This is a genomic window from Bacillus sp. SIMBA_154 (assembly GCF_046536015.1).
GTDB lineage: Bacteria > Bacillota > Bacilli > Bacillales > Bacillaceae > Bacillus > Bacillus pumilus_P.
In genome coordinates this window covers 1-234 of the sequence record NZ_JAWJBV010000691.1, presented here as the reverse complement: position 1 = coordinate 234, position 234 = coordinate 1, and the positions used below count along the sequence as shown (strand labels likewise).

Below are 234 nucleotides of genomic sequence, written 5' to 3'. Positions count from 1 at the left end.
GCTGAGCTGACGCTGGTCCACCCATTTGTATCGCCGGTATAGAACGATCCGTTGGTAATGAGGTTGGTTGTATCCGCCATGCCATCGACACGCTTATCGACGTTGGCAATCGACGTCGATAAGGTTTGCTGAACGCTTGAAATCTGACCGTTCAGAGTCGATTGGGCAGTGGTGATCTGAGACGACAAAGCGTTGTCGGCAGAGATTCGAGCACTCGTTTCAGTGGAAATGGCA

The 234-nt window shown here is 51.7% G+C and carries 1 protein-coding gene; it reads right to left on the bottom strand.

Features of this window, described 5'->3' with window-relative positions:
* Window positions 1-234, bottom strand: a 234-nt coding sequence (locus tag R0K30_RS23630) for a hypothetical protein (protein ID WP_410613480.1), incomplete at both ends; no start/stop codon positions are given.